The sequence below is a fragment of the Flavobacterium sp. genome (assembly GCF_013822155.1).
Taxonomy (GTDB): domain Bacteria; phylum Bacteroidota; class Bacteroidia; order Flavobacteriales; family Flavobacteriaceae; genus Flavobacterium.
In genome coordinates this window covers 1-22,820 of sequence record NZ_PNJW01000023.1, presented here as the reverse complement: position 1 = coordinate 22,820, position 22,820 = coordinate 1, and the positions used below count along the sequence as shown (strand labels likewise).

Annotated in this window: 21 protein-coding genes; 7 read left to right on the top strand and 14 right to left on the bottom strand. The window is 31.5% G+C overall.

Going from position 1 to position 22,820, the window contains the following annotated elements; all coding sequences use genetic code 11:
* Positions 1–13: 13 nt before the first annotated feature.
* Positions 14–1,570 (bottom strand): NAD(P)/FAD-dependent oxidoreductase, encoded by a 1,557-nt coding sequence (locus tag C0512_RS07540; protein ID WP_290860152.1) that lies wholly within the window; start codon positions 1,568–1,570, stop codon positions 14–16.
* Positions 1,571–1,666: 96 nt separating this feature from the next.
* On the bottom strand, positions 1,667–3,196 hold the full coding sequence (locus tag C0512_RS07535; protein ID WP_290860151.1) for a T9SS type A sorting domain-containing protein: 1,530 nt from the start codon (positions 3,194–3,196) through the stop codon (positions 1,667–1,669).
* 135 nt (positions 3,197–3,331) lie between these two features.
* Here C0512_RS07535 and C0512_RS07530 point away from each other — a divergent pair, with 135 nt between their 5' ends.
* Entirely contained in the window at positions 3,332–3,568 is a 237-nt protein-coding gene (locus tag C0512_RS07530) for a hypothetical protein (protein WP_290860150.1), read from the top strand.
* A gap of 50 nt (positions 3,569–3,618) precedes the next feature.
* Here the strand turns inward: C0512_RS07530 and recQ are convergent, their stop codons facing one another.
* A complete protein-coding gene (gene recQ / locus C0512_RS07525) occupies positions 3,619–5,814 on the bottom strand; it encodes a DNA helicase RecQ (protein WP_290860149.1) in 2,196 nt (731 codons plus the stop codon).
* A gap of 85 nt (positions 5,815–5,899) precedes the next feature.
* Between recQ and C0512_RS07520 the strand changes: the two genes are divergently transcribed.
* From C0512_RS07520 to lptB, 4 genes are all read left to right on the top strand, one after another.
* On the top strand, positions 5,900–6,865 hold the full coding sequence (locus C0512_RS07520; protein WP_290860148.1) for a KpsF/GutQ family sugar-phosphate isomerase: 966 nt from the start codon (positions 5,900–5,902) through the stop codon (positions 6,863–6,865).
* Positions 6,865–7,689: a twin-arginine translocase subunit TatC gene (gene tatC / locus C0512_RS07515; protein WP_290860147.1), complete on the top strand. Its 825-nt coding sequence runs from the start codon at positions 6,865–6,867 to the stop codon at positions 7,687–7,689. Before C0512_RS07520 ends, tatC begins: the two co-directional genes overlap by 1 nt.
* Positions 7,690–7,699: 10 nt before the next feature.
* Positions 7,700–8,047: a carboxymuconolactone decarboxylase family protein gene (locus tag C0512_RS07510; protein ID WP_290860146.1), complete on the top strand. Its 348-nt coding sequence runs from the start codon at positions 7,700–7,702 to the stop codon at positions 8,045–8,047.
* A 96-nt stretch (positions 8,048–8,143) separates the two neighbouring features.
* The gene (lptB, locus tag C0512_RS07505; RefSeq protein ID WP_290860145.1) at positions 8,144–8,884 is read left to right on the top strand and encodes an LPS export ABC transporter ATP-binding protein; all 741 of its coding nucleotides are present in this window, start codon (positions 8,144–8,146) and stop codon (positions 8,882–8,884) included.
* Between the two features lie 7 nt (positions 8,885–8,891).
* On the opposite strand, the gene C0512_RS07500 is transcribed toward lptB, so the two are convergent.
* Complete coding sequence (locus tag C0512_RS07500) at positions 8,892–9,749, bottom strand: glycoside hydrolase family 25 protein (RefSeq protein WP_290860144.1); 858 nt, start codon at positions 9,747–9,749, stop codon at positions 8,892–8,894.
* A 29-nt stretch (positions 9,750–9,778) separates the two neighbouring features.
* Positions 9,779–10,510, bottom strand: coding sequence for a CDP-alcohol phosphatidyltransferase family protein (locus C0512_RS07495; RefSeq protein ID WP_290860143.1), 732 nt, complete (start codon positions 10,508–10,510; stop codon positions 9,779–9,781).
* A gap of 264 nt (positions 10,511–10,774) precedes the next feature.
* Between C0512_RS07495 and C0512_RS07490 the strand changes: the two genes are divergently transcribed.
* Together C0512_RS07490 and C0512_RS07485 are read left to right on the top strand one after the other, a co-directional pair.
* On the top strand, positions 10,775–11,758 hold the full coding sequence (locus tag C0512_RS07490) for a PorV/PorQ family protein (protein WP_290860194.1): 984 nt from the start codon (positions 10,775–10,777) through the stop codon (positions 11,756–11,758).
* A 5-nt stretch (positions 11,759–11,763) separates the two neighbouring features.
* Positions 11,764–12,891, top strand: a complete 1,128-nt coding sequence (locus C0512_RS07485) for a DUF4105 domain-containing protein (RefSeq protein WP_290860142.1) — start codon at positions 11,764–11,766, stop codon at positions 12,889–12,891.
* Position 12,892: 1 nt separating this feature from the next.
* Here C0512_RS07485 and C0512_RS07480 read toward each other — a convergent pair whose 3' ends face one another.
* The 9 genes from C0512_RS07480 to C0512_RS07440 form a co-directional block, all read right to left on the bottom strand.
* Complete coding sequence (locus C0512_RS07480; RefSeq protein ID WP_290860141.1) at positions 12,893–14,287, bottom strand: exopolysaccharide biosynthesis polyprenyl glycosylphosphotransferase; 1,395 nt, start codon at positions 14,285–14,287, stop codon at positions 12,893–12,895.
* A gap of 57 nt (positions 14,288–14,344) precedes the next feature.
* Positions 14,345–15,355, bottom strand: a complete 1,011-nt coding sequence (locus tag C0512_RS07475; protein ID WP_290860140.1) for a glycosyltransferase family 4 protein — start codon at positions 15,353–15,355, stop codon at positions 14,345–14,347.
* Positions 15,291–16,667, bottom strand: coding sequence for an O-antigen ligase (locus C0512_RS07470; RefSeq protein WP_290860139.1), 1,377 nt, complete (start codon positions 16,665–16,667; stop codon positions 15,291–15,293). The genes C0512_RS07475 and C0512_RS07470 overlap by 65 nt, the downstream gene beginning before the upstream one ends.
* 17 nt (positions 16,668–16,684) lie before the next feature.
* Positions 16,685–17,830 (bottom strand): glycosyltransferase, encoded by a 1,146-nt coding sequence (locus C0512_RS07465; RefSeq protein WP_290860138.1) that lies wholly within the window; start codon positions 17,828–17,830, stop codon positions 16,685–16,687.
* Positions 17,827–18,924, bottom strand: a complete 1,098-nt coding sequence (locus C0512_RS07460; RefSeq protein WP_290860137.1) for a glycosyltransferase family 4 protein — start codon at positions 18,922–18,924, stop codon at positions 17,827–17,829. Before C0512_RS07460 ends, C0512_RS07465 begins: the two co-directional genes overlap by 4 nt.
* Entirely contained in the window at positions 18,921–19,754 is an 834-nt protein-coding gene (locus tag C0512_RS07455) for an FkbM family methyltransferase (RefSeq protein ID WP_290860136.1), read from the bottom strand. Before C0512_RS07455 ends, C0512_RS07460 begins: the two co-directional genes overlap by 4 nt.
* A gap of 103 nt (positions 19,755–19,857) precedes the next feature.
* Positions 19,858–20,394: a serine acetyltransferase gene (locus C0512_RS07450; protein WP_290860135.1), complete on the bottom strand. Its 537-nt coding sequence runs from the start codon at positions 20,392–20,394 to the stop codon at positions 19,858–19,860.
* A gap of 22 nt (positions 20,395–20,416) precedes the next feature.
* Positions 20,417–21,730, bottom strand: coding sequence for a glycosyltransferase family 2 protein (locus tag C0512_RS07445; protein ID WP_290860134.1), 1,314 nt, complete (start codon positions 21,728–21,730; stop codon positions 20,417–20,419).
* Positions 21,720–22,778 (bottom strand): exostosin family protein, encoded by a 1,059-nt coding sequence (locus tag C0512_RS07440; RefSeq protein ID WP_290860133.1) that lies wholly within the window; start codon positions 22,776–22,778, stop codon positions 21,720–21,722. Before C0512_RS07440 ends, C0512_RS07445 begins: the two co-directional genes overlap by 11 nt.
* Positions 22,779–22,820: the final 42 nt, after the last annotated feature.

Here is a 22,820-nt window from a genome sequence, read left to right as displayed (position 1 = left end):
AAGTCTATAAGATTTACAAACTCTCCTTAATCTTCAACGCACATTTTTCGCCGTCAATCGCAGCAGAAACAATTCCACCTGCAAAACCTGCTCCTTCTCCACAAGGATAGAGTCCTTTAATTTGAAGATGTTCTAAGGTTTGAGCATCTCTGGGAATTCGAACCGGTGATGATGTGCGACTTTCCGGTGCATGCAAAATGGCTTCGTTGGTTAAATATCCTTTCATTGATTTGCCAAATTGAAGAAAACCTTCTCGCATAATTTGGGTAAGAAAACCAGGAAAAACCTGTCCCATTTCAACCGAAGTCGTTCCCGGAACATACGATGTTTTAGGAATCGAAGTAGAAATTTTATTTTGCGTAAAATCAATCATTCGTTGTGCAGGAACTTTCTGTGTCTGTCCAGCCAAATGCCATGCTTTTTGTTCGATAGATTTTTGAAATTCCATTCCGGCTAGAGGTCCAAATTTGGCAAAAGGTTTAAAATCTTCCAATTTTAATTCTACTACAATACCGGAATTGGCAGTAGCTTGATCTCTTTTGGAAGGCGACCAACCGTTGGTAACCACTTCACCCGGACTAGTAGCACAAGGAGCAATTACACCACCCGGACACATACAAAACGAATACATCCCACGACCATTCACTTGCTTGACGATGGAATACGGAGCCGGTGGCAAATAATCTCCCCGAAAATCGCAGCTATACTGAATCGAATCAATCAATTCCTGTGGATGTTCTGCACGAACCCCTAATGCAAAAGGTTTCGCTTCGATAAGGATTTTTTTTCTGTCTAATAATTCGAAAATATCACGAGCGGAATGTCCGGTCGCCAAAATCACTTTATTAGCCGAAATTGTTTCTCCATTTTGGGTTAAAATTCCTTGCATTTCATTGTTTTTGACAATAAAATCCGTCACACGGGTTTCAAATAAAACTTGTCCGCCGCATTCGATGATTTTTTCACGAATGTCTTGAATAATTTGTGGTAATTTATTAGTTCCAATATGCGGATGAGCTTCAACTAGAATATCCGGAGAAGCTCCGAAACCAACTAATAATTGTAAAATTCTATCGACATCACCACGTTTTTTGGACCGCGTGTAGAGTTTTCCATCGGAATAAGTACCTGCTCCACCTTCGCCAAAACAATAATTAGAATCTTCGTTGACGATGTGATCGACATTGATGGCTTTTAAATCTCGGCGACGACCGCGAACATCTTTCCCACGTTCAATAACAATAGGTTTTAAACCTAATTCTATAAGTTGAAGAGCGGCAAAAAGTCCTGCCGGACCGGCTCCAATAATGATAACTTCTTTTTGATTGGCTACATTTGGATAATGGGGTAATTCAATTTTTTGTTCAGAAAAAGGTTCTCCTTGAAAAAAAACGATCAACTTCAAATTGATTTTAATAGCTTTCTGACGAGCATCAATTGAACGTTTTACAATCGAAATATGTTGAACTTCTGATAGCGAAACACGAATCATCTTAGCCACATGATCTTTTAATAAAGAATCATTGGCGGCAACTTCGGGTGCTACTTGAATGAGAAGTTCTTTGGGCATCGTTATCTTTTTGCAAAAGTAATTTTTTTAATTTGTATCCCATAAAAAAAGGTTCAGCAATTGCCAAACCTTTTAGATCAAGATTTTAAAAAAAAATTAATTTTTAATAAACTTATAATTTAGTTTTTGATTATTTACTTCAATTGAGATGAAATAAACTCCGGATTGTAGTTGACTCACATCTATATTTTGATAGGAATCAGCATTTTTCAATTCTTTGATTAGGCTACCATTAATCGTAAATATTTTAAAAATATCAATTGAAAAAGTGCTTAAATTATTGATGTTAATCACATTATTTGCCGGATTTGGGTAAATGGATATTGCTCTTTTCAACTGCGATTCATCTGCTAAACTCAATGCTACACTTTCTTCTAAAAAGTCAGCAATACCGTTAGAGTTTGTGTCATCATCCATTGGGTTATTGTTTCCGTTGTAATCTTCATCAATGGTTAATATACCATCTCCGTCATCATCATTATCAAGATAATTGGGAATTCCGTCTAAATCTGTATCAACATTAGTTATATCATCTGAACTTCTTCCATCACCAAAAACATATTCAAATTCGGTTAAAACCATATCTCCATCATCATCATTATCGAGAAAATCAGGAATTCCATCACCATCAGTATCGTCATTAGCTAGATTTCCATCACCATTTACATCTTCTAAATCGGTAGAAACAGAATCTGAATCATAATCATTTGCACAATCAACAACTGAAATTTCAACTTCTGTTATCGTCCCGCCACCAACGGCATAAAGTGTTTGATTGTATGGATTTATGTTAATATAATTTGTTCCAGGCAAAGCATTTACTCCCGTGGTTGCATCCGATAATGTTTCATGAATAGTTACATTTTGCGGTAAATTAGAATCGATAGCTTCTTTGATTAAGTCCAAATTAAACGATTCAAATCCATCTAAATCATTATCACAAACCGTGTAATAATATACTGAACTTACATTTGGTCTTGCAAATCGCCATCCTTCTTCTGATGCTGTCCAAACTCCTGTATTTCTTCCGGGAGGAGTGTAGGAAATACTACCACTTTCATTTATTATACCAATTAAAGCGTTTCCACCATTCCAAGTAGAACAAACCGGTTTGTCAACAATTTGTACATCAATGAAGTTAAATGTTTCATATAATATCAATTGAAATGTGCTTTTTAACTGCGTACAGGAAAAATGTGGTTGATTTTCGAACAAGACAACAAATTTTCTATATGGTGCATAACCAACTAACGAGTAAGTTAAAGAACCTGTTTGATTTGAATTATACATATCGTGATAACATGCAAAAATTGAGTTCTTTATGTTAAGTTGAGAAATTTGAGCATTTAAATTCCACTCACTAAAAGTGCTTGCCAAATTTAAATTAAAACTGACATAACCATTTGTACTGATAGTCAATTGATTAAAATTATTTCCGAAATAATTAAAATCAAAACCAATTGGAATTACTCCAGAGTGCAAATCATCGCTGGTTGTAATTGGTGTAGCAGTTGAAGTATAAATCTGATGTGGAATTGCAGAAACGGTATAATTTGTTTGTGAAAAACCGAGGTTAATAACAAATAAAAAAAGAAGGTGAATTTTTGTTAAGTAATTGTTTTTCATATGATTTTTTTTTCAAATGTAAAAAAAAGTTTTAATTTTTCATGTTTTTCTAACTAATGTTTGAAAAGTAATAAAAATAATAGTTGAAAGAATTATTAAAGTAATAGAAATGAATTTACTTTTGCTAAAAAAAAGATGTCAAGAAGGATAAAATTGATTTGGGATTTCAGAGGCCCTGCTTCTTCCAAAACTGCGGAACACCATGAAATTCACTTAAAGGAATTTATCACTGCTGAAAAATTTCCTATAAATATTACCGGTTTTGAAATATACAATGAAATGTATGCCATCGCATTTATGGTTGTTTCCGATGAAAACATGATAGCGGTAAGAGATGCCTTAAAACCTCATCGAGGGGAATTGTTTGAATAGTTTTCAGTCGCAGTTTACAGAGAATACTAACTTAAAACTGCAACTGAACACTAATTAGCTACTTCGCTAATAAATTTAATACGCATTAAACGCAATTCTTCAATATCATATTCACCATCAAATTCTTTGAGAGCATCTTCTATTTTATCGGTTTGAGAATCCATAAAATAGTCGTGAATTTCTTCTTGTTGGTCATCATCCAGGATTTCATCAACCCAATACTTAATATTTAATTTCGTTCCGGAATAAACTATCTGTTCCATCTCTTTCAATAAATTATCCATTGTCAGTCCTTTAGCTTTAGCAATATCTTCTAATGATAATTTCCTGTCAATATTCTGTATAATATATAATTTATTAGCCGAATTAGCTCCGGTTGATTTAACAATTAAATCATCCGGACGAATAATGTCATTCTCTTCAACGTAGCGAGCAATTAATTCAATAAATGGTTTTCCATATTTTTTCGCTTTACCTTCTCCCACTCCATGTACATTACCCAATTCATCAATTGAAATTGGGTATTTCAAAGCCATATCTTCTAAGGAAGGATCTTGAAAAACTACAAAAGGAGGAACCCCCAATTTTTTGGCTTCTTTTTTACGTAAATCTTTCAATATAACCATAAGAGCCTCATCTGCAGTACCGGTAGATTTAGACGCAGCGACAATAGCATCATCTTCTACTTCACTGTATTCATGATCTTCAGTCATCATAAAGGAACTTGGATTTTTAATAAACTCTGCTCCTTCTTTTGAAAGTTTTAAAATTCCATATGTTTCGATATCTTTATGTAACAATCCTGCCACTAATACTTGACGTATTAAAGCCATCCAATACCGTTCATCATGATCACTACCACAGCCAAAAAGGTCTTGCGTATCGGTTCTATGTGCTTTAATTACGGCATTTATTTTACCCATTAAGGTAAATACGATTTCTTTCGATTTATATAAATGTTTTGTATCCCGAACAACCTTAAGCACTTTTACTACATCGTCTTTGGCTTCTGCTTTCGCTTTAGGATTGCGAACATTGTCATCCATGTCACCACCTTCCCCGGTTTCATTATCAAATTCTTCCCCAAAATAATGTAATAAAAATTTACGTCTTGACATCGAAGTTTCGGCATAAGCAACAACTTCTTGTAACAAGGCAAAACCTATTTCTTGCTCAGCAACAGGTTTACCTGACATGAATTTTTCTAGTTTTTCAACATCTTTATAAGAATAATAAGCCATACAATGTCCTTCGCCTCCATCACGACCTGCACGACCGGTTTCCTGATAGTAACTTTCCAGTGACTTAGGAATATCATGGTGAATTACAAAGCGAACATCCGGCTTGTCAATTCCCATACCAAAAGCAATTGTTGCCACAACTACTTCTACATCTTCCATCAAAAACATATCTTGATGCTTCGCTCTGGTCTTAGCATCTAATCCCGCATGATAAGGAACGGCACTGATTCCGTTAACTTGTAAAACTTGGGCAATTTCTTCTACCTTTTTTCTGCTTAAACAATAAATAATACCGGACTTACCTTTATTATGCTTTATAAATTTGATAATATCCGATTCTATATTTTTTGTTTTTGGGCGTATTTCATAAAATAAATTAGGACGATTGAACGATGCTTTATATGTAGTAGCATCAGACATGTCCAGATTTTTAAGAATATCTTCTTGAACTTTTGGAGTAGCGGTCGCAGTTAATCCAATGACCGGTACATTTCCCAAATGTTTTATAATATTTTTTAGGTTTCTATATTCAGGTCGGAAGTCATGTCCCCATTCTGAAATACAATGAGCTTCATCAATGGCTATGAATGAAATAGGCACCGATTTTAAAAAATCTACATACTCTTCTTTTGCTAAAGATTCGGGAGCAACATATAATAATTTGGTAATTCCTGAAACAATATCCTTTTTAACTTGATTTATTTCTGTTTTCGTTAATGAAGAATTCAATACATGTGCAATACCATCCTCAGAAGAAACGCTCCTGATGGCATCAACTTGGTTCTTCATCAAAGCAATCAAAGGAGAAACCACAATTGCAGTTCCGTCTTGAATTAAAGCGGGTAATTGGTAGCACAACGATTTACCACCACCTGTTGGCATTATAACAAAAGTATTTTCTTTATTCAAAATACTTTTTATGACTTGCTCTTGTAAGCCTTTAAAGTGATCGAAACCAAAATACTTTTTTAATTCCTTGTGAATATCAATTTCGTTGGGATTCATTCTTATGTAATGGTATTTTAATTAAATTTGCATCCATAAAGATACAACTTTCTTTTATTCATACAAATTTTATATCTATTCCGTTTTGATAACAAAAGAAAAAATTTTAGCAACCGCTAAAGAAACCATTTTATCAGAAAGTAAAGCCATTTCAAAACTCTCTGAATTACTGACAGATGACTTAGCTGATTGCGTACGTTTGATTTATGAATCAAAAGGGCGATTGATTGTAACCGGAATTGGGAAAAGTGCCATTATTGCTCAAAAAATTGTAGCTACTTTAAATTCTACCGGAACACCTTCCTTGTTTTTACATGCATCAGAAGCAGTTCACGGTGATTTAGGAATGGTACAACCCAATGACATCATTATTTGCATTTCAAAAAGCGGCAATAGTCCGGAAATAAAAATTTTAGTTCCCATTTTAAATCGTTTTGGTAACACTTTAATTGCTATGACCGGGAACCTATCTTCCTTTTTAGCTAAAAATTCAACTTATGTTTTAGATACAACTGTTGAAAAAGAAGCTTGTCCGAATAATTTAGCACCAACAAACAGTACAACAGCACAATTAGTAATGGGTGATTGTTTAGCAGTTTGTCTCATGGAAATAAGAAATTTTAAAAGTGAAGATTTTGCCAAATATCACCCGGGCGGAGCTTTAGGTAAAAAATTATTGCTTCGGGTTAAAGATATGTTGGATGATTCAAGGAAACCAATGGTACAAGCAGATGCAACCATTCAAACTGTTATTTTTGAAATTTCTGAAAAAAGATTAGGTGTAACTGCTGTAATAGAAAATGATAAAATTATTGGTATCATTACTGATGGTGATATTCGAAGAATGCTGAGTAAAACAGAAACAATCACAGGCATTAAAGCTAGGGATATAATGACCGTAAATCCAAAAATGATTCAATCTGATGATATGGTGGTGAAAGCCCTTAACATCATGGAAGATTTTTCAATCACACAACTCATTGTGAGTGATGACTCTATTTATAAAGGTGTAATCCATTTACATGATATTTTAAAAGAAGGAATTGTATAATGGCAGATAAAAACACCAAAGAAATGTCATTTCTAGACCATCTTGAAGAATTAAGATGGATGTTAGTTCGAAGTGTATCAATCATTTTGGTTCTTGCTATTGTCGCTTTTTTCTTCAGTGATTTTATTTTTACTGATATTCTTTTTGGCCCTAAAGATCCGGACTTTATAACTTATCACTTTTTTTGTAAAGTAACCCAATTCTTTGGATTTACAGATTCTGATATTTGCAATGTTGAAATGCCTTTTATCATTCAGAATACCGATATGGGTGGACAAGTATCTTTATTAATATGGGTATCTATAACGGTTGGATTTGTAGTAGGTTTTCCTTTTATATTGTGGGAAGTTTGGAAATTTATAAGTCCTGCTCTCTATTCTAAGGAAAAAAAATATGCAGGAGCTTTTGTCATCATATCTTCTTTCCTTTTTTTCATTGGAGTGCTTTTCGGATATTTTATTATTACCCCGCTTTCAGTTTACTTTTTTGGTTCCTTCACTACAAGTACTGAAATTGTAAATGAATTCAATTTAGAATCTTATACCAGTATGATTAAAACATCCGTCATTGCTTGTGGTGTTTTATTTGAACTACCTATTATAATTTACTTTTTGTCCAAAATGGGCTTGATTACTCCTGAATTTTTGAAAAAATACAGAAAATATGCTCTTGTCATTGTCTTAATCGTTTCTGCCATTATTACACCTCCCGATGTTATCAGTCAAGTAATTGTTGCTATTCCTATTATGATTCTCTATGAATTTAGTATTTTAATAAGCTATCTTGTAGTGAGAAAACAATTGAAAGAATCTAATTCAAATTAATATTTAATCTATGTCAAATATAGTTCAAGAATTTAATGATTATCGTTCCAAAATGAACGAAAAACTACTTTCTGATAATAACTTAATTATCAAACGTATTTTTAATTTAGATACCAATGCTTATGCAGAAGGTGCATTGGATGTAAAAACAAAAGAGTTATTAGGCTTAGTCGCTTCAGCCGTTTTACGTTGTGATGATTGCATCAAATACCATTTAGAAACTAGTTATAAACACGGTATAACTCGTGAAGAAATGATGGAAGCGATGGGAATTGCCACCTTAGTTGGAGGAACAATAGTTATTCCACATTTACGTCGAGCTTATGAATTTTGGGAAGCTTTAGAAAATCAGCAATAAGATAATCTATTGTTAATTTAGGTTATACAATCTACAAAATTTGTTTATTTGTGTTAGAATATAATCTCATAAAATCAGGAACTAGCAACTATAAAAATGAAATTAAGAGCCGAAAATATTGTTAAAACATACAAAGGAAGAAGTGTTGTTAAAGGCGTTTCTGTAGAGGTAAACCAAGGAGAAATTGTGGGTTTATTAGGCCCAAATGGTGCCGGAAAAACCACTTCTTTTTACATGATTGTTGGTTTAGTTAAACCCAATAGTGGTAAAATATTTCTTGACGATTTAGAAATCACCGACTTTCCAATGTACAAAAGGGCTCAAAATGGAATTGGGTATTTAGCTCAAGAAGCTTCCGTTTTTAGAAAATTAAGCATTGAAGATAACATTTTAAGCGTTTTACAGTTAACCAAACTTTCCAAAGCTGAACAGGAAGCAAAAATGGAAAGTTTGATTGATGAATTTGGATTACAACACATTAGAACGAATAGAGGTGACCTATTATCCGGTGGTGAACGCCGGAGAACTGAAATTGCAAGAGCCTTAGCAACTGACCCAAAATTTATCTTATTAGATGAACCATTTGCCGGAGTTGACCCTGTAGCAGTAGAGGACATTCAACGAATTGTTGCACAATTAAAAAATAAAAACATCGGTATACTGATTACCGACCATAACGTTCAAGAAACGTTAGCAATCACGGACAAAACTTATTTAATGTTTGAAGGTGGTATCTTAAAAGCCGGTATTCCGGAAGAACTTGCTGCTGATGAAATGGTTAGAAAAGTATATTTAGGACAAAATTTTGAATTGCGTAAAAAAAAGCTGGAATTTTAAGTTTACGTCACTGCAAAACGAAATAGTTCAACATTTTTGGAGTTCCATTATAAATATTGATATCGACAGGACCTTTGATTCCTGGAATTGTAGCTTTTTCAGTAAACTGCCAAAAAAGCCAATCATCTTTAATTTGTTCTACAAAAAAATTGTAATTGGCAATCCAAAATGAGTAGCCTTTAAATTCTTTTTTCAAAAAATCTTTATAATAACTTTCGCCTGAATAAATAATCGGTTTAACACCATAATGGTTTTCAACTTTTGTTAACCATCGACGTAATCCAACTTTTAAACTATCGATTGATTGTGTTTTAGGTAAGTTTTCAATATCTAAAATTGGAGGAAAATCTCCTTTTTTAAGCGTAACAGTTTTGATGAAATTATCAGCTTGTTTAATTGAATTTTCATTGGGACGATAATAGTGATAGGCTCCACAAACAAATCCGTTTTCTTTTGCTTTCGACCAATTATGTTTAAATTTAGCATCAATTCTATCTTTCCCTGCAGTTGCCCTGATGAATGCAAACGCTAATTGGAAGGTATCTTCAACTGTTTTAACTTCTTCCCAACGAATATCACCTTGGTATTCTGAAACATCTAAACCAAAGACATTTGAAGAATGTTTGCTTAATACTTGGAAAATTCTTGCTCCTTCAATTTTTGTAGTATTAGCCGTTTTTAATTCATGTCTGGAGCGAAAACTAAAATAGTAAGCCAATGCTTCTCTATAATGATATCCTGCAATTCCAATAAATAATAGAAATAATAAAAATGCTCCAATAGATAAAAACTTTCCTGAAAAAGGCGATTTTTTACGACTGGATTTTCTTTTTACAGTAGGTTTTCTTTTAACCGGTTTTCTCATTTATTAGAAAATAATGAAACTCAAAACGATTATTGATCCATTTTATTTTGAATTACAGAAAGCAGAACATAAAGTAATATTACTAATGGCAATCCTAGTATCTTAAGACTAAACAATAAAATTAGGGAAAACAGTAAAAAAAGGACTTGTATCTTGTGCGTTTCCCATGAAAAATTCTTCATTTTTAAAGAGAAAAGAGGAATCTCAGCATTTAAGATATAAGCACTAAAAGCTGAAATCGCCATCAAAAAGTAAGGGTTACTCAAGAATTCTTTTAATCCTAAAAAAGTTGTAGAATCTATAATTAAAGGGATACTTAATATAAATAATGCATTGGCCGGAGTAGGCAAACCAATAAAAGAATTAGTTTGACGGGTATCAATATTAAATTTAGCCAAACGATAACAAGAACCTAATGTTATTAGAAAACCAGCCAATGGCAAAATATGGTTGGTTGGAAAAAAATCATCAAATACTGAAATACCTTCATTTTGATACTTAAAAATCAATTGAAACATCACAAATCCGGGAACAGCTCCACTGGTTACCATATCTGCTAAAGAATCTAATTGAACCCCCAATGGACTTTGAACTTTAAATAAACGGGCAAAAAAACCATCAAAAAAATCAAAAAATATTCCCAAACAAACAAAGAAAAAAGCAATATCAAACCGATTTCTAGCTACAAAAACTAACGCTATACAGCCTGATAATAAGTTTAATAATGTAATAAAATTGGGTATTTTCGACTTAATATTCATATTCAATGGTTTGAAAACAAATTTAATACAATAACTCACAAACAAGTGCGTTTTTTACTTGATATTTTTATGGGAGTGTTTTTTTCTGTTTTATTTCATCAATAGAAAGAAGCACCTCACTAAAATTTTCTATTTTTGAGAAAAAATTGTAAAACCCAAAGGGTATATAAAAAATTTGCTTTGAAAAAAACCTTTATATGTTTTTTGCTGTTCATCACGTCCTTTTCTTATAGCCAATCCATCAGAAAATATTCTAATGAGTTCATGAATATTGGTGTAGATGCAGCGGCTTTAGGAATGTCAAATGCTGTTACAGCCAATTCAAACGATGTGAATTCAGGCTATTGGAATCCGGCAGGATTAATCCATTTAGAAGACAATCAGCTATCTTTAATGCATGCCAGCTATTTTGCCAATATAGCCCAGTATGATTATGCTGCCTTTGCCATGCCAATTGATGACCGGAGTGCTTGGGGATTTTCATTAATACGTTTTGGAGTTGATGACATTCTAGACACTACTCAACTTATTGACAGCGAAGGAAATATTGATTATAACCGAATTAATTTATTTTCAACTGCTGATTACGGAGCAACTTTTTCATATGCCAGAAGTCTTCAAGTACCGGGTTGGCAATACGGAGTAAATGCAAAAATTATCCGAAGAATTATAGGAAAATTTGCTAATTCGTGGGGTTTTGGAATAGATGTTGGGATTCAATTTGAACGTAATGACTGGAAATTTGGGTTAATGGTCAGAGACATCACAACAACCTATAATGTTTGGAACATTGATGAAGAGAAATTCCAAAGCATTGCCGATGCGATACCGGGTGAAAATCAGGAATTGCCGGAAAGCACAGAAATTACGCTTCCAAAAGCTCAATTTGGAATTTCAAGAAAATTCGAATTTAATTATGATTATACTTTACTGAGTTCATTAAATTTGAATATGCAGTTTGCCAAAACCAATGATATTATTTCAACTGATGGCGTTAGTATTGATCCGGCTTTTGGCTTTGAATTTGGGTATACCGATTTAGTATTTTTAAGAGCCGGAGTAGGGAATTTTCAAAACATCCAACAAATTGACAATTCAGAAAAAGTGGGATTTCAACCTAATATTGGTTTAGGTTTTAAATACAAAGGAATTCAAATCGATTATGCATTAACCGATATTGGCGATCAAAGTGCCGCATTATATTCAAATGTTTTCTCGGTCAAAGTAGATTTGGGAATTTTTAGATAGTTCGTATGATTCAAAAATTACATTTCTATATTTTATTATTGTTTATTTCACTTAATGGACAATCTCTATTTAGTCAAACCTATCCCCTATCTCCACAATCTAAAATAAGTATTTTAACTTGTGGAAGTGGTGAAGAATTGCATTCTATTTTCGGACATACCGGTATTCGTATTCAAGAACCCTCTCGTGGTATAGATGTGGTCTATAACTTTGGTATGTTTGATTTCAGTACGCCCAATTTTTATTTAAAATTTGTAAAAGGCGATATGCAATACTATGTTGCCAACAGTTCATTTGAACATTTTATGTATTCCTATCGAATGGAAAACAGAAGTGTTTTTGAACAGGAATTAAATTTAACAACGGAACAAAAGCAAAAACTTTTTGATAATTTAAATCAAGCTGTATTTTCTGAAGGACGCTTTTATACTTATAAATTTATTGATAAAAACTGCACAACAATGGTGGTTGACAAAATAAATGATGAATTAGGGAAACCTGTTATTAAAAAAGTGGGCAATATCGAAGAAAGTTATCGTGATGTTCTTAATCCATATTTAGCTAATTTATTTTATGAAAAATTAGGAATCAATATTATTTTTGGCCACAGAACCGATGAAAAAGCTGAACAATTATTTCTTCCAATTGAATTATTAAAAAGTTTAGAGCAACTTGAAGTTAACAACAAACCTTTAGCCGGTAAAACGGTAACATTATTCCAACAAGATGTTACATTACTTTCAAATTCATGGTGGAATACTATTTATACTTTTCTATTATTTTTAGTATTAGTTGTGGTTTCTAATAGAAATTGGATATACCTGCTTTTTTTATTCCTTTTAGGTAGTTTAGGAATCTTCCTGTCATTAGTGGGATTTTATTCTTTGCATCGGGAAGTATTACAAAACTATAATGTTCTGCTTTTTAATCCGTTTTTAATTGGATTAGTTTATTGCTATATCAGGAAGAATTTGATTTGGTTTAAACGCATATTTTACTTTGTTTTGACAAGTTTTAGCATTTATTTGCTTTTTATGCTAAACAAAACACATTTGTTCCAAATGCTACCTATTCTACTGACGATAGTAATAATTCTTTTTAAATTAAGAAAAAGAATCCTTTCAACTCAATAATTTATTGACCCCTAAAAAATAAGATTGTACTTAGGGTTTTAAGCATTATATTAAAATCTAAAAAAATGCTTCGATGTTTGATGTAGTACAAATCATATTGCAATTTGATTAAACTGTCATCAATAGAATCTCCATAAGAATAATTTACCTGAGCCCAACCTGTTAATCCCGGTTTTACAACATGACGCGTTTGATAAAAAGGCATAATTTCAGCAATTTCATTGACAAAAACAGGTCTTTCAGGTCTCGGACCGATAACAGCCATATGTCCTAATAAGATATTTATAAACTGAGGAAACTCATCAATTCTGCTTTTTCTTAAAAATTTCCCAAACGGAGTTATTCTGGCATCATTTGTAGTGGCAAAAACAGCTCCAGCTGATTCTGCATTTTTGACCATCGTTCTGAATTTAATAATCCTGAACTCTTCTCCATTTTTACCTACCCGAATTTGAGAATAAAAAAGTTTCCCTCGATTTCCTATAAAATTACCAATTAAAATAAATGGAACAAAAAACAAACCAAGAGTAATTCCAATTATCGCTATTATGTATTCAAATATTCTAACAAAAAGTAAGTACAATTGATTTTGATTACTTCGACTAAAAGGAAAATATCGATAAAAATCTCTCGCAACGTATTGAACAGGAATCCGTTGTGTCAAGTTCTCATAAACATGGGTATATTCTCTAATGATAAAACCATTTTCAAGTAGTAGCAACAATTTATTATATAAATCTACTGTAATTTCTTCTGTTTTTTGAGTAGCTATAACAATCTCAGAAATTGAATTCTTTGAAACAAATTTTTCTAAACCGGCCACAGAAATAATAGAAACCGTTTTATTTAGAATAGAAAAATCTGAATTTTCATCTGTATTAACTAAGGCAACTATAGTATAATGCGGGTCTACACTTTTTAATCCCAAAATCAATTCATCGGCTAATTCTTTTTCACAAATTAGAATAACTTTCTTTTCAAAACGATGTGAAGCCAGGTATTTTAAATAAAACATCCTCCATAAAAATAAAGCGATAAAAATTGCTATATAAAAATATAGAATTTGCAACCGATTTGAGGGTAATGTTGGTGTAAAAAATGGCGTCAATAAAAAAACTAAAACAGTTGTAGAAGACGTCAATATTATACTCTTTATAACCTGAAATTGATTACTGGCTACTTGAAGATTATACATTTCAAAAACAGAACCTATAATTAGGATATAAGCTCCTAAAACAATAATCCAATAAAAATTATAAGTGGTGATTGAGAAATAGTCAAATTGAAATACTATCCCAACAATATAAAGTGAAAGTAAAACAAATAATACATCAAAGAGTCGGAGAAGTATTTTTCTCTCGGAAACTTCAAAATGTATTTTCTTTTTACTTTGCATTATTTTCAATATTTAAATTGAAGGTGCAATTTAGTAATTTATGAAAGATTTTTTACCCTATTTTAATATTTCTTTCCATTGGTTTTTAACAACATTCCAATCAAATTGTTCTGCTTCTTTTCGCCCGTTTACACTTAATTTTCTTGCTAATTCCGGGTTCTCAATCAATTCTGTAATTGACTTCACCATTTCATCTACATCTGAATCATTTACCAATAGTGCGTTTTCCCTATCTTCAAGAAGAAATGGAATACCGCCAACATTTGTTGATACAATTGGCAGTCCAAGTGCCATTGCTTCGATAACACTTACGGGAGTATTGTCAAAATGGGTAGTATTAATGAAAATATCATATTTTTTTGAAAGTTGAGTCCATTCAGCTTTTGTTAATCTACCTGATAATTTAATATCTACTTTGTTCTTTTCAATTAACTGTTGAACAACCTCTTTGCTCATATCTTTATAAGGACCAACCATACATAATTCAGCATCAGGATAAATTTTTTTCAACTTAGAAAAAACCTTTAAAGCCATTTCAGGATTGTAAATCGATGCAAAAGCTCTCACCCAAAGAAGCCTAGGTCTTACAATATTTCTTAAATCGTGATTATACTCAGAAACAGAAATAGTATTTGGAATTTGTTTAACATTTTTTATCTGAAACTCCTTTAAGTGATGAAACAAATAACCGGATGGTGTAATATTTATATAAGAATTATTGAAAAGTAACCTTGACAAAAAAGGATTTTTCTTAATTCTATTTGGCAAATTACCTCCATGCAAAATGGGGATATACTTGATTTTTAATAACCGACAACATTGACTAATTATGAAAGCATACCAAAAATTTAGTGTACTGTAGGTATCAATTAAAACGAAATCAACTTTTTTAAAATTAATAACAGTATCAAAAATCATATCTAATAACCTAAGAATAGGGTTATTTTTAGACGATGACATAATTACATTGAAACCTTCTTTTTCTAAAAGCGGCCCTAGCGTCTCAATTGTTGAAACGTTTATTCCATGTTTCGATAATTTGTTTCCTATATATAACAGTGTTTTCATCCATTTGGATTTTTAATAAACATAATGCATAAACAAAAGAAGGAGCTGCAGTTCTCATGGCTGCATGATTTAAGGTTAGAAACCAAAAAGCCAAAAAACTCAATAGAAAAAAATGGTTTCTATTATCTATAAATAGAAAAAGAGGTGTTGCAATTAGTAATAAAAGTCCCATTATTCCAAACATTCCATGCTCACCAATCATTCTGGTTACTTCATTATGAGAGGCTATACTTGCATCAAATAATTGTCTTCTATATACTGTTCCACTTCCAACACCACCACCCAAATAGGGGCTCTCTAAAAACAAATCAATTTCTGTTAAAGCAATTTCCTCTCTTCCGGAAAGCATACTTGCTTTTTCTCTTCCTTGGGCATCTTGATTAGCATATCTTTTCTCAATTAATCCACCTGTTAAAAAAACAGTATATAACCAAATAATAATAAAAACAGAAATTAAAGTACCGATAGATAATACTATTTTCATTTTAGCATTACTATTACCTTTAAAAAAAACTATACCTAATAAAAGTATTACCATAAATAAGCCAGTTAATAATCCCCCTCTGGAAAAAGTTAACAAGGCTCGATAACTAAAAAAGCAAACAATTAAAAGATTAATAAGTAATTGCCATTTTGTTGGAGAAGAAAATAATGCTCTTGCAAAAAAAGCAAATAAACCAAACCCTAAAATGGTAGCAACTTGATTTGGACCAAAACCACCAGATGTATCAAAATTTGAACCGGTGTTTACTAAAACTTCTTTTAAATCAGGGGTATACAAAACTAAATATGTTGCACAACCAATAATCGGCAATCCCGCAAAGAGAAGTACATCCATTAATTTTTTAAAAGTTATTTTTCTGTTATAACAATAAATTGAGGCAATTATTAGACAAAATGGTCCAGACAGGTTAAACATTAATATCTGCCTGAATCTTTCTTCTTGATTTATTGTTAGCATACCCATAACAATTCCTGGTAATAATAAAATAAAAAAAACTAAGTAAGGAACTGCATTCTTTGAAAATCCTTTAAAATACATTCCTAAAAGCAGCACCCCCATTACTGAGTACTTTACGAATTCATAATTCAGAGTTCCTTTTGTCATTCTTAAAAAAACCTCAGCCCCCATAAAATAAGCCGCAACTAATAATGCCTCTTCATTTTTATTATGATTTCTAAAAATCCAAAAAACACCTATCAACAAAATCAATAACCCATAAACAATTGCCATGGGCCTAAAAATAAAAAATAACACTCCTAATCCGGAGTGAAAAACTAGTAAACTGTTATACTGGGTATTAGTGTACATTTTTTACTTTTTACTTTTTACTTTTTACTTTTTAAATTTAAAACAGAATTACACAAATGAAAATAATAGTGATCAAAAGTAAACAATTCTGAGAGCTCTTGAATTTTATTTGCTTTTAAAAGAAGTTTTTCGTTAGATGTTTCAAACGCACTTTGAACTACTTCCGAATAAGTAACTTTACCCTTTAAATCCCAAACAAACCCGTTTTCATCATTTAAATAATGCTTTATGCTACTTACATTAGACACCACAGGTATAGTACCATAACAAGCAGCCTCAGCAATTACTTTTGGGAAACCCTCATTAGAACTAGGGAGCATAAAAAAATGAGATTTTGCTAAATAATGATGAACACTAGGTCTATCTAAATAGCCATGAAACTGAACGGAAAGGTCAAGATTTTTTGCTTGTAATTCACACATAATCTTATTTGGACCATCACCAATAATATGTATTTCTTTAATTTTTTCTTTTGGAATCGTTGCTAAGGCATTCAAAATTCTGTCAACCCCTTTTACATGGTCAATACGACCTACAAAAGTTAATACAAAAGGAGGTTCGAACTTTTTATTATCTGCAATTTTTGCTCCCTCTTTTATGTTAAGCTGTGTCAAACAAGGATTCTCAAAAGAAAAACATTGTGGAGCTTGATTTAGCCAAAAACCATTAATTGTAACCGGAAAATTAATCCATTTTTTTTGCAAAAACCATCGTTGCCATCCATTTGATCTAGGTGGTCGCTCTTGTTCCCAATCACCGGCATATTTAACCCAAAAAATGTATTTCCTCTTCCAAATCCATGTAAATAAAGGCAATAAAAATAATCCCATTGCGGTGGGTACTCTAAGCTGTACTTCAGTAGCATTTGCCAAATTCTTTTTTACAGTCCGAATTATTCCAGGCATTTTAAAAAGAATATTCATTTTTTTAAAAAATGTGTTCCCTCCGTAAGCTGGTATTGGAACATAAGTAATATTAGACTGATTATAAGCAACTGAACTTAATGGTGGCTTTTCATTATACAAACAGGCTACATGTACAACTTCTTCCCAATGATTTGCTAAATAATTAATTTCATGAACAGTTGGTCCCCATCCTTTAGGAATTCCTTCTTCAATATAATGTTCTGTGTGTGATATTATAACAAGTTTCTTTCTTTTCATTCTTCTAAAACATTAATATATTTTGGAATAATATATTCCCATTTACTTTGTAAAGCCCATTGTTTTGCTTGAATTGAATAGCTATTATAGTTATTCAAAATTTCTAAAATAGCTTCTTTGATTTCAACTGGATTATGGGGGGAAACTAACTTTCCATTAAAACCATCTTTTATAGCGTCTGCAATACCTGAGTTTTTGGACCCAATAGCTGGAAGTCCTAATGCATTTGCTTCTAATACTGCAATTCCAAATCCTTCAAAATCACCATTACTCAAATTTTCACTTAACATCATAAAAATGTGACTCCTTTGCATTTGATTATACATTTCATTGTCAGATAAAACACCGTGGAAAGTAACATTTTCTATAACATTCATCTTCAATGTTAAGGTAATATTTTTATCTAATTCTGATAAAATGCCTATACAATGATAGTGCACGGAACTATTTGATTTCAGTATTTCTGGTAAAGCATTAATCACATTATGCTGCCCTTTTCTTTGAGTCAAATTTCCAACAGTTACTAATGAAATTCCTAATTCTTTTTCAATTAATTCCTTTTTTATTACAGGCAAAACAACTCCATTATTTATTACAACTACTTTCGCTAATGGCAATATATCCAATATTTTATTTTTTGTAAAATTAGAAACAGCAATTAATTTTCTGCATTTTTTTAAACTCAACTTAGTAAGCAATTTACTAATTGAACCACCTGCTCTTAATTCTGTCCCATGAATCACCCCTAAGTATTTATTATTTCTAAAAAACAGCGATACAAAACCAATAGTCCAAAGTGAAAATTTTCCTGAACCAATAACAATTTGTTGCTTTCCTTTAATAATTTGAATTATTGTTTGTAGAATTCTATTCCAGTAAGTTCTTCCAAAACTTTTTTTTGCAATTCGAATTACCTTAAAACTTAAATTAGTATCAAAAATATCTTCTTTTTCCCAATCATCAGATCGACGATCGGTAATCACTGTTACCATATATCCATTTTGTGATAAACCCATTGCTAACTGTAAAGCATGAGTACCAATACCACCAGGCAAAGGAGGAAATTCAGAAGTAAGTAAAATAATATTCCTCAATTTATATTTTTAGGTAATTGACTCCCTTCTTTAATGTTTTTTAAATATTCCGGAAACAATTCATTTTCCGGCAATAATAATAAATGACATTTTCCCCTATGGGCAATAACTTCAGGCGACTCAATTCGTTTTGAATTACAGAGATAAAATGCATTATATTGATTTGAAATACACCAATCTAAAACTTTTTTTGCATTTTGTACCATTGGCAATTCTGGTGGGGAATGCATTTCTATCATAAACTTTGTTTTTTTAAGTGAGGCTGTTTTTATTGCCCCTTGCAATGCTAATGATTCTGCTCCTTCTACATCAATTTTGATTAAATCGGGAACAACTTTTACCTTATCAACAATAGTATCAATAGTCATTTGACTAACAAAATAATAAGAATTCACTGCTTTAGCAGTTTCAGCATGTCCTGAAAACATACTACCCGCTTCACCGGTTCCTACGGTATAAAATTTTATTTTTTCTCCATCTTTATCGCTTATAAAAGCATTTACAAATTTTGTTTTTAAACCAAATCCATTTATCACCATATTTTGAGCTGCCTCTGCCAAAGCTTCCGGATTAGGATCTGCTAAAAGCACACTTTTATTCTTATTTTGAATTGCCGCTAATAATGACATATAACCAATATTTGAACCAATATCAAAGACATGTTCGCTATTTTTTACTAATTCAAAATACCAAGCGTCATCTTTATCAACCTTAGTTCTAAATGTTCCTTTTGACCCTTTTAATTTTACCCCAGCTATTTCAAAAGCTTGATACTTGTCAGCTTTCTTGAAAAGATAAAATACAACTATTTTTTTTAATTTTTTAAACACCTTAATTATCTAAATTAATTATTGATTATTTTAAAAACATTAACTTACTTTTTTAATCTACTTTTAAAAGTATTTTCTTTAAAAGATTTCTAAAAATTATTTGTTACTTATTTTCTACTCTTGATGCAGGAACCCCTACTAAAACAGAATTGTTAATTAAACAATCTTTTAACAAACAGGCTGATGCTCCAATTGTAATACTATCGCCGAGCATTAGTGGCCCTAGAATTACTGCATTAGCTCCTAAAGTACAATTATCACCGATGATAAAAGAATTTGGTTCACACTTTTCTTTTACTCCAATTATGTTACCTCCTGTTAACGATAAATTTTTTCCGATTATTGCTTTTCCAGAAACAACAATACCTATCGAAGGATGTAAAACATTAATCCCTCCTTTTATATCAGCGTGATAATGAATATCAATATTTGAGTAAGACTGAATTAAATTGAAAATTGGAATAAAAATTATTCTCACTCCCTTGTAATACTTACCAAAAAGTAAATATAAACTTCTTTCCAATCTATACAACCCAATTCCCCAAAAAGATCTGCTCAACCAAATAAATAATATTCTTATTTTTTGTTTTCCTAACATCCTTTTTATATCATCTCCAAAAAAATAAAATTGTTCTTTCATAATTTACAAATTAAAAAAATCATTACTCCTTCAATTTTATGGTAGCCAATTGCCATGATTTTATCATTTGAAAAATGAGTATGGGAAAAAACAATGGTGATACTAAAAAAGATAATCCATACACTACTTTATTTCCTTTAAATCTATAAGGAATCATCGCCGGTATAATTTCTTTTAACAACATTAATCGACTAGCACTATCTCCAAAATATTTTCTGGACAAATACAAAACACTGGGTACGGGTCGTGGTCCAAAAATTTTTTTTGGTCTCCAACCATCCCAACTTCCCATTTGACGTAATCCACCTTCACTAACTTTCAAATGAATTCTTTTAGCCTTTGGATTTGAAATGTTTTTATACCCGTTTAGATAGGCTCGTAATCCAAATTCTCCATCTCCCATCCTTTGCTTTTCAAATTTTAAATCAAAAAAACCAATTTTAGTAAAGATTCCTTTTTTTAACAATACATTTCCGGTATCCAATTGATCACTCCAGCGAAAATAACTGTAATGTTTTGGTATCTCAGCACCAACAACACTTAAAGAAACTCCAGAGGAGATATCAGCCTTAAAAAAGTCAATCGTTTTAAGGTGTTCAAAAACCCAATTTGATTCGATTCTAGAATCATCATCATACAATAAAATCCACTCTCCTTTTGCTTCTTTAATTGCCTCATTACGTGCCTTCCATAAAGCTTTTTCTTTTTGATACCAAAATCGTAAATTTAAATTCCATTCTTTATAAAAATCTTCCTGATAAGGTTCTGACTGATCAACAATAATAACTTCAAAATTTGTGTAACTCTGATTTTCTAAATCTTTTAAAACATCTTTTAAATAAATATAGCGATTTAAAGTTGGAATAATTATGGAAACTAAAGGATTACTTTTTACCAATGAACTTTCAAAAATATCATACTCTGAATATTCTAGAGCTGATAATGAATAATCAACTCTTTTGACTGATCTGGAATTAAAAAATCCGTAGAGTTCTTTAAAAGGATTATTCCCGGTTAAAATTCGAATCATCAAGGTATAAATTACCCAGAAATGATGAAAATTTTTTCTGAGAAATCGGTATTCATCTTTTGTTGGAATTTTTTCATTTTGCCAGATATTGTTACCCTCAGTATAATTTCTATTTATATAACCTATTTGAAAAGCAGCATAAGCCCAATCTCTGTTTTGAGCAGTTTCGGATAAATAATTTGTGTCTTTGGGTAATAAATTAAGTTGTTCTAATTGCTCCGGCAAAGGAAAATACCCCCAATCACGAGTTGGCTTAAGATTAAAATACCAAGTTGGTTTAATATATTTTAAAAAATTAAACAGCATGTGCTAAGATTTCTAAAAAATGAGCTACAGAAAGTTTTTCTTTCCATAGCTGTCTATTACTTTTTTGTAGTGATATAAATTGCACATTTGTAAGCTTATCATGAAACGCAAAAACTCTTTCCGCAATTTGATTACGTTCATTCCACTCAACCCAAACCGTATGCTTTTTCCAATCAATTTCATGTTCTAAAGGCAACAAACAATCTGTGTTTACAAATATAGGTATTTTACCCATTAGTAAAGTTTCATAAAATCGAACGGAAAAATTTCCTGCACCTCGAACACATAAAACATAGTCTGATTGTGCTATGTTGTCATAATATTCTTTTGTTGTAAATTCTCTCTGTTCAGGAGTTTGAGCACCTCCTCTATATTGAGTTCGATAAATAAAATTGCAAGTGATTTTTTTTGATTTTTCTAAAAATTGGAGCAAACTCCATCGTTCGTAAGCTGAGGCAAACATAGGCTCCCAATCTTTTCTAAAAGGATTCTCAATAACTCTTCTGCTGTTTTCCATTAAACATTTTGCGAGTTCCTTAAACCTTTTTACAGTTGAATTTGTTGCATGACCACAAAATCCAACAATCGGTTTTTCAGTTTTATCTTTAGGAATTGGGTTTTCAAGTTTATAAATTCGTTGAAAATGATCTGAAAGTGGAACTGGAAAACCTAAATTTTTAGTTGATAATTGACTCTTAAATCCACCCATTCTAAAGTAAGTAAGATTCGAAAATTCGGGGTAAGCAATTCCAAAATCATCTGAAATATAACCATAACCCTTTATATTATGCTTTACACAAAGCTGATTATACTCAATCAGTTGAAAATCTTTATTATTTTTTTTATATTGATTAATTGGCACTCCAATCAAAATAATATTTGCCTCTTCTAGCTGAGATGTATATTCAAAATTGTCTTTTAATTTCCATTCTTGTTTAACCATTTGATTATTACACCATCCAAAATCAGCAAAGAAAGGTCGGGTTAATAAAAACAATTGCTTCTTTTTTACAACAGAAAAATCTATTTCCGGAATATATATTTTCACATTAATTTAAATTTATTTTGTGTAAACAGAATTTTCTCCATA

Coding starts and splice junctions, on each gene's coding strand:
- C0512_RS07540 (WP_290860152.1), bottom strand. CDS start 1,570: ATGCCCAAAGAACTTCTCATTCAAGTAGCACCCGAAGTTGCCGCCAAT.
- C0512_RS07535 (WP_290860151.1), bottom strand. CDS start 3,196: ATGAAAAACAATTACTTAACAAAAATTCACCTTCTTTTTTTATTTGTT.
- C0512_RS07530 (WP_290860150.1), top strand. CDS start 3,332: ATGTCAAGAAGGATAAAATTGATTTGGGATTTCAGAGGCCCTGCTTCT.
- recQ (WP_290860149.1), bottom strand. CDS start 5,814: ATGAATCCCAACGAAATTGATATTCACAAGGAATTAAAAAAGTATTTT.
- tatC (WP_290860147.1), top strand. CDS start 6,865: ATGGCAGATAAAAACACCAAAGAAATGTCATTTCTAGACCATCTTGAA.
- C0512_RS07510 (WP_290860146.1), top strand. CDS start 7,700: ATGTCAAATATAGTTCAAGAATTTAATGATTATCGTTCCAAAATGAAC.
- lptB (WP_290860145.1), top strand. CDS start 8,144: ATGAAATTAAGAGCCGAAAATATTGTTAAAACATACAAAGGAAGAAGT.
- C0512_RS07500 (WP_290860144.1), bottom strand. CDS start 9,749: ATGAGAAAACCGGTTAAAAGAAAACCTACTGTAAAAAGAAAATCCAGT.
- C0512_RS07495 (WP_290860143.1), bottom strand. CDS start 10,510: ATGAATATTAAGTCGAAAATACCCAATTTTATTACATTATTAAACTTA.
- C0512_RS07490 (WP_290860194.1), top strand. CDS start 10,775: ATGAATATTGGTGTAGATGCAGCGGCTTTAGGAATGTCAAATGCTGTT.
- C0512_RS07485 (WP_290860142.1), top strand. CDS start 11,764: ATGATTCAAAAATTACATTTCTATATTTTATTATTGTTTATTTCACTT.
- C0512_RS07480 (WP_290860141.1), bottom strand. CDS start 14,287: ATGCAAAGTAAAAAGAAAATACATTTTGAAGTTTCCGAGAGAAAAATA.
- C0512_RS07475 (WP_290860140.1), bottom strand. CDS start 15,355: ATGAAAACACTGTTATATATAGGAAACAAATTATCGAAACATGGAATA.
- C0512_RS07470 (WP_290860139.1), bottom strand. CDS start 16,667: ATGTACACTAATACCCAGTATAACAGTTTACTAGTTTTTCACTCCGGA.
- C0512_RS07465 (WP_290860138.1), bottom strand. CDS start 17,830: ATGAAAAGAAAGAAACTTGTTATAATATCACACACAGAACATTATATT.
- C0512_RS07450 (WP_290860135.1), bottom strand. CDS start 20,394: ATGAAAGAACAATTTTATTTTTTTGGAGATGATATAAAAAGGATGTTA.
- C0512_RS07445 (WP_290860134.1), bottom strand. CDS start 21,730: ATGCTGTTTAATTTTTTAAAATATATTAAACCAACTTGGTATTTTAAT.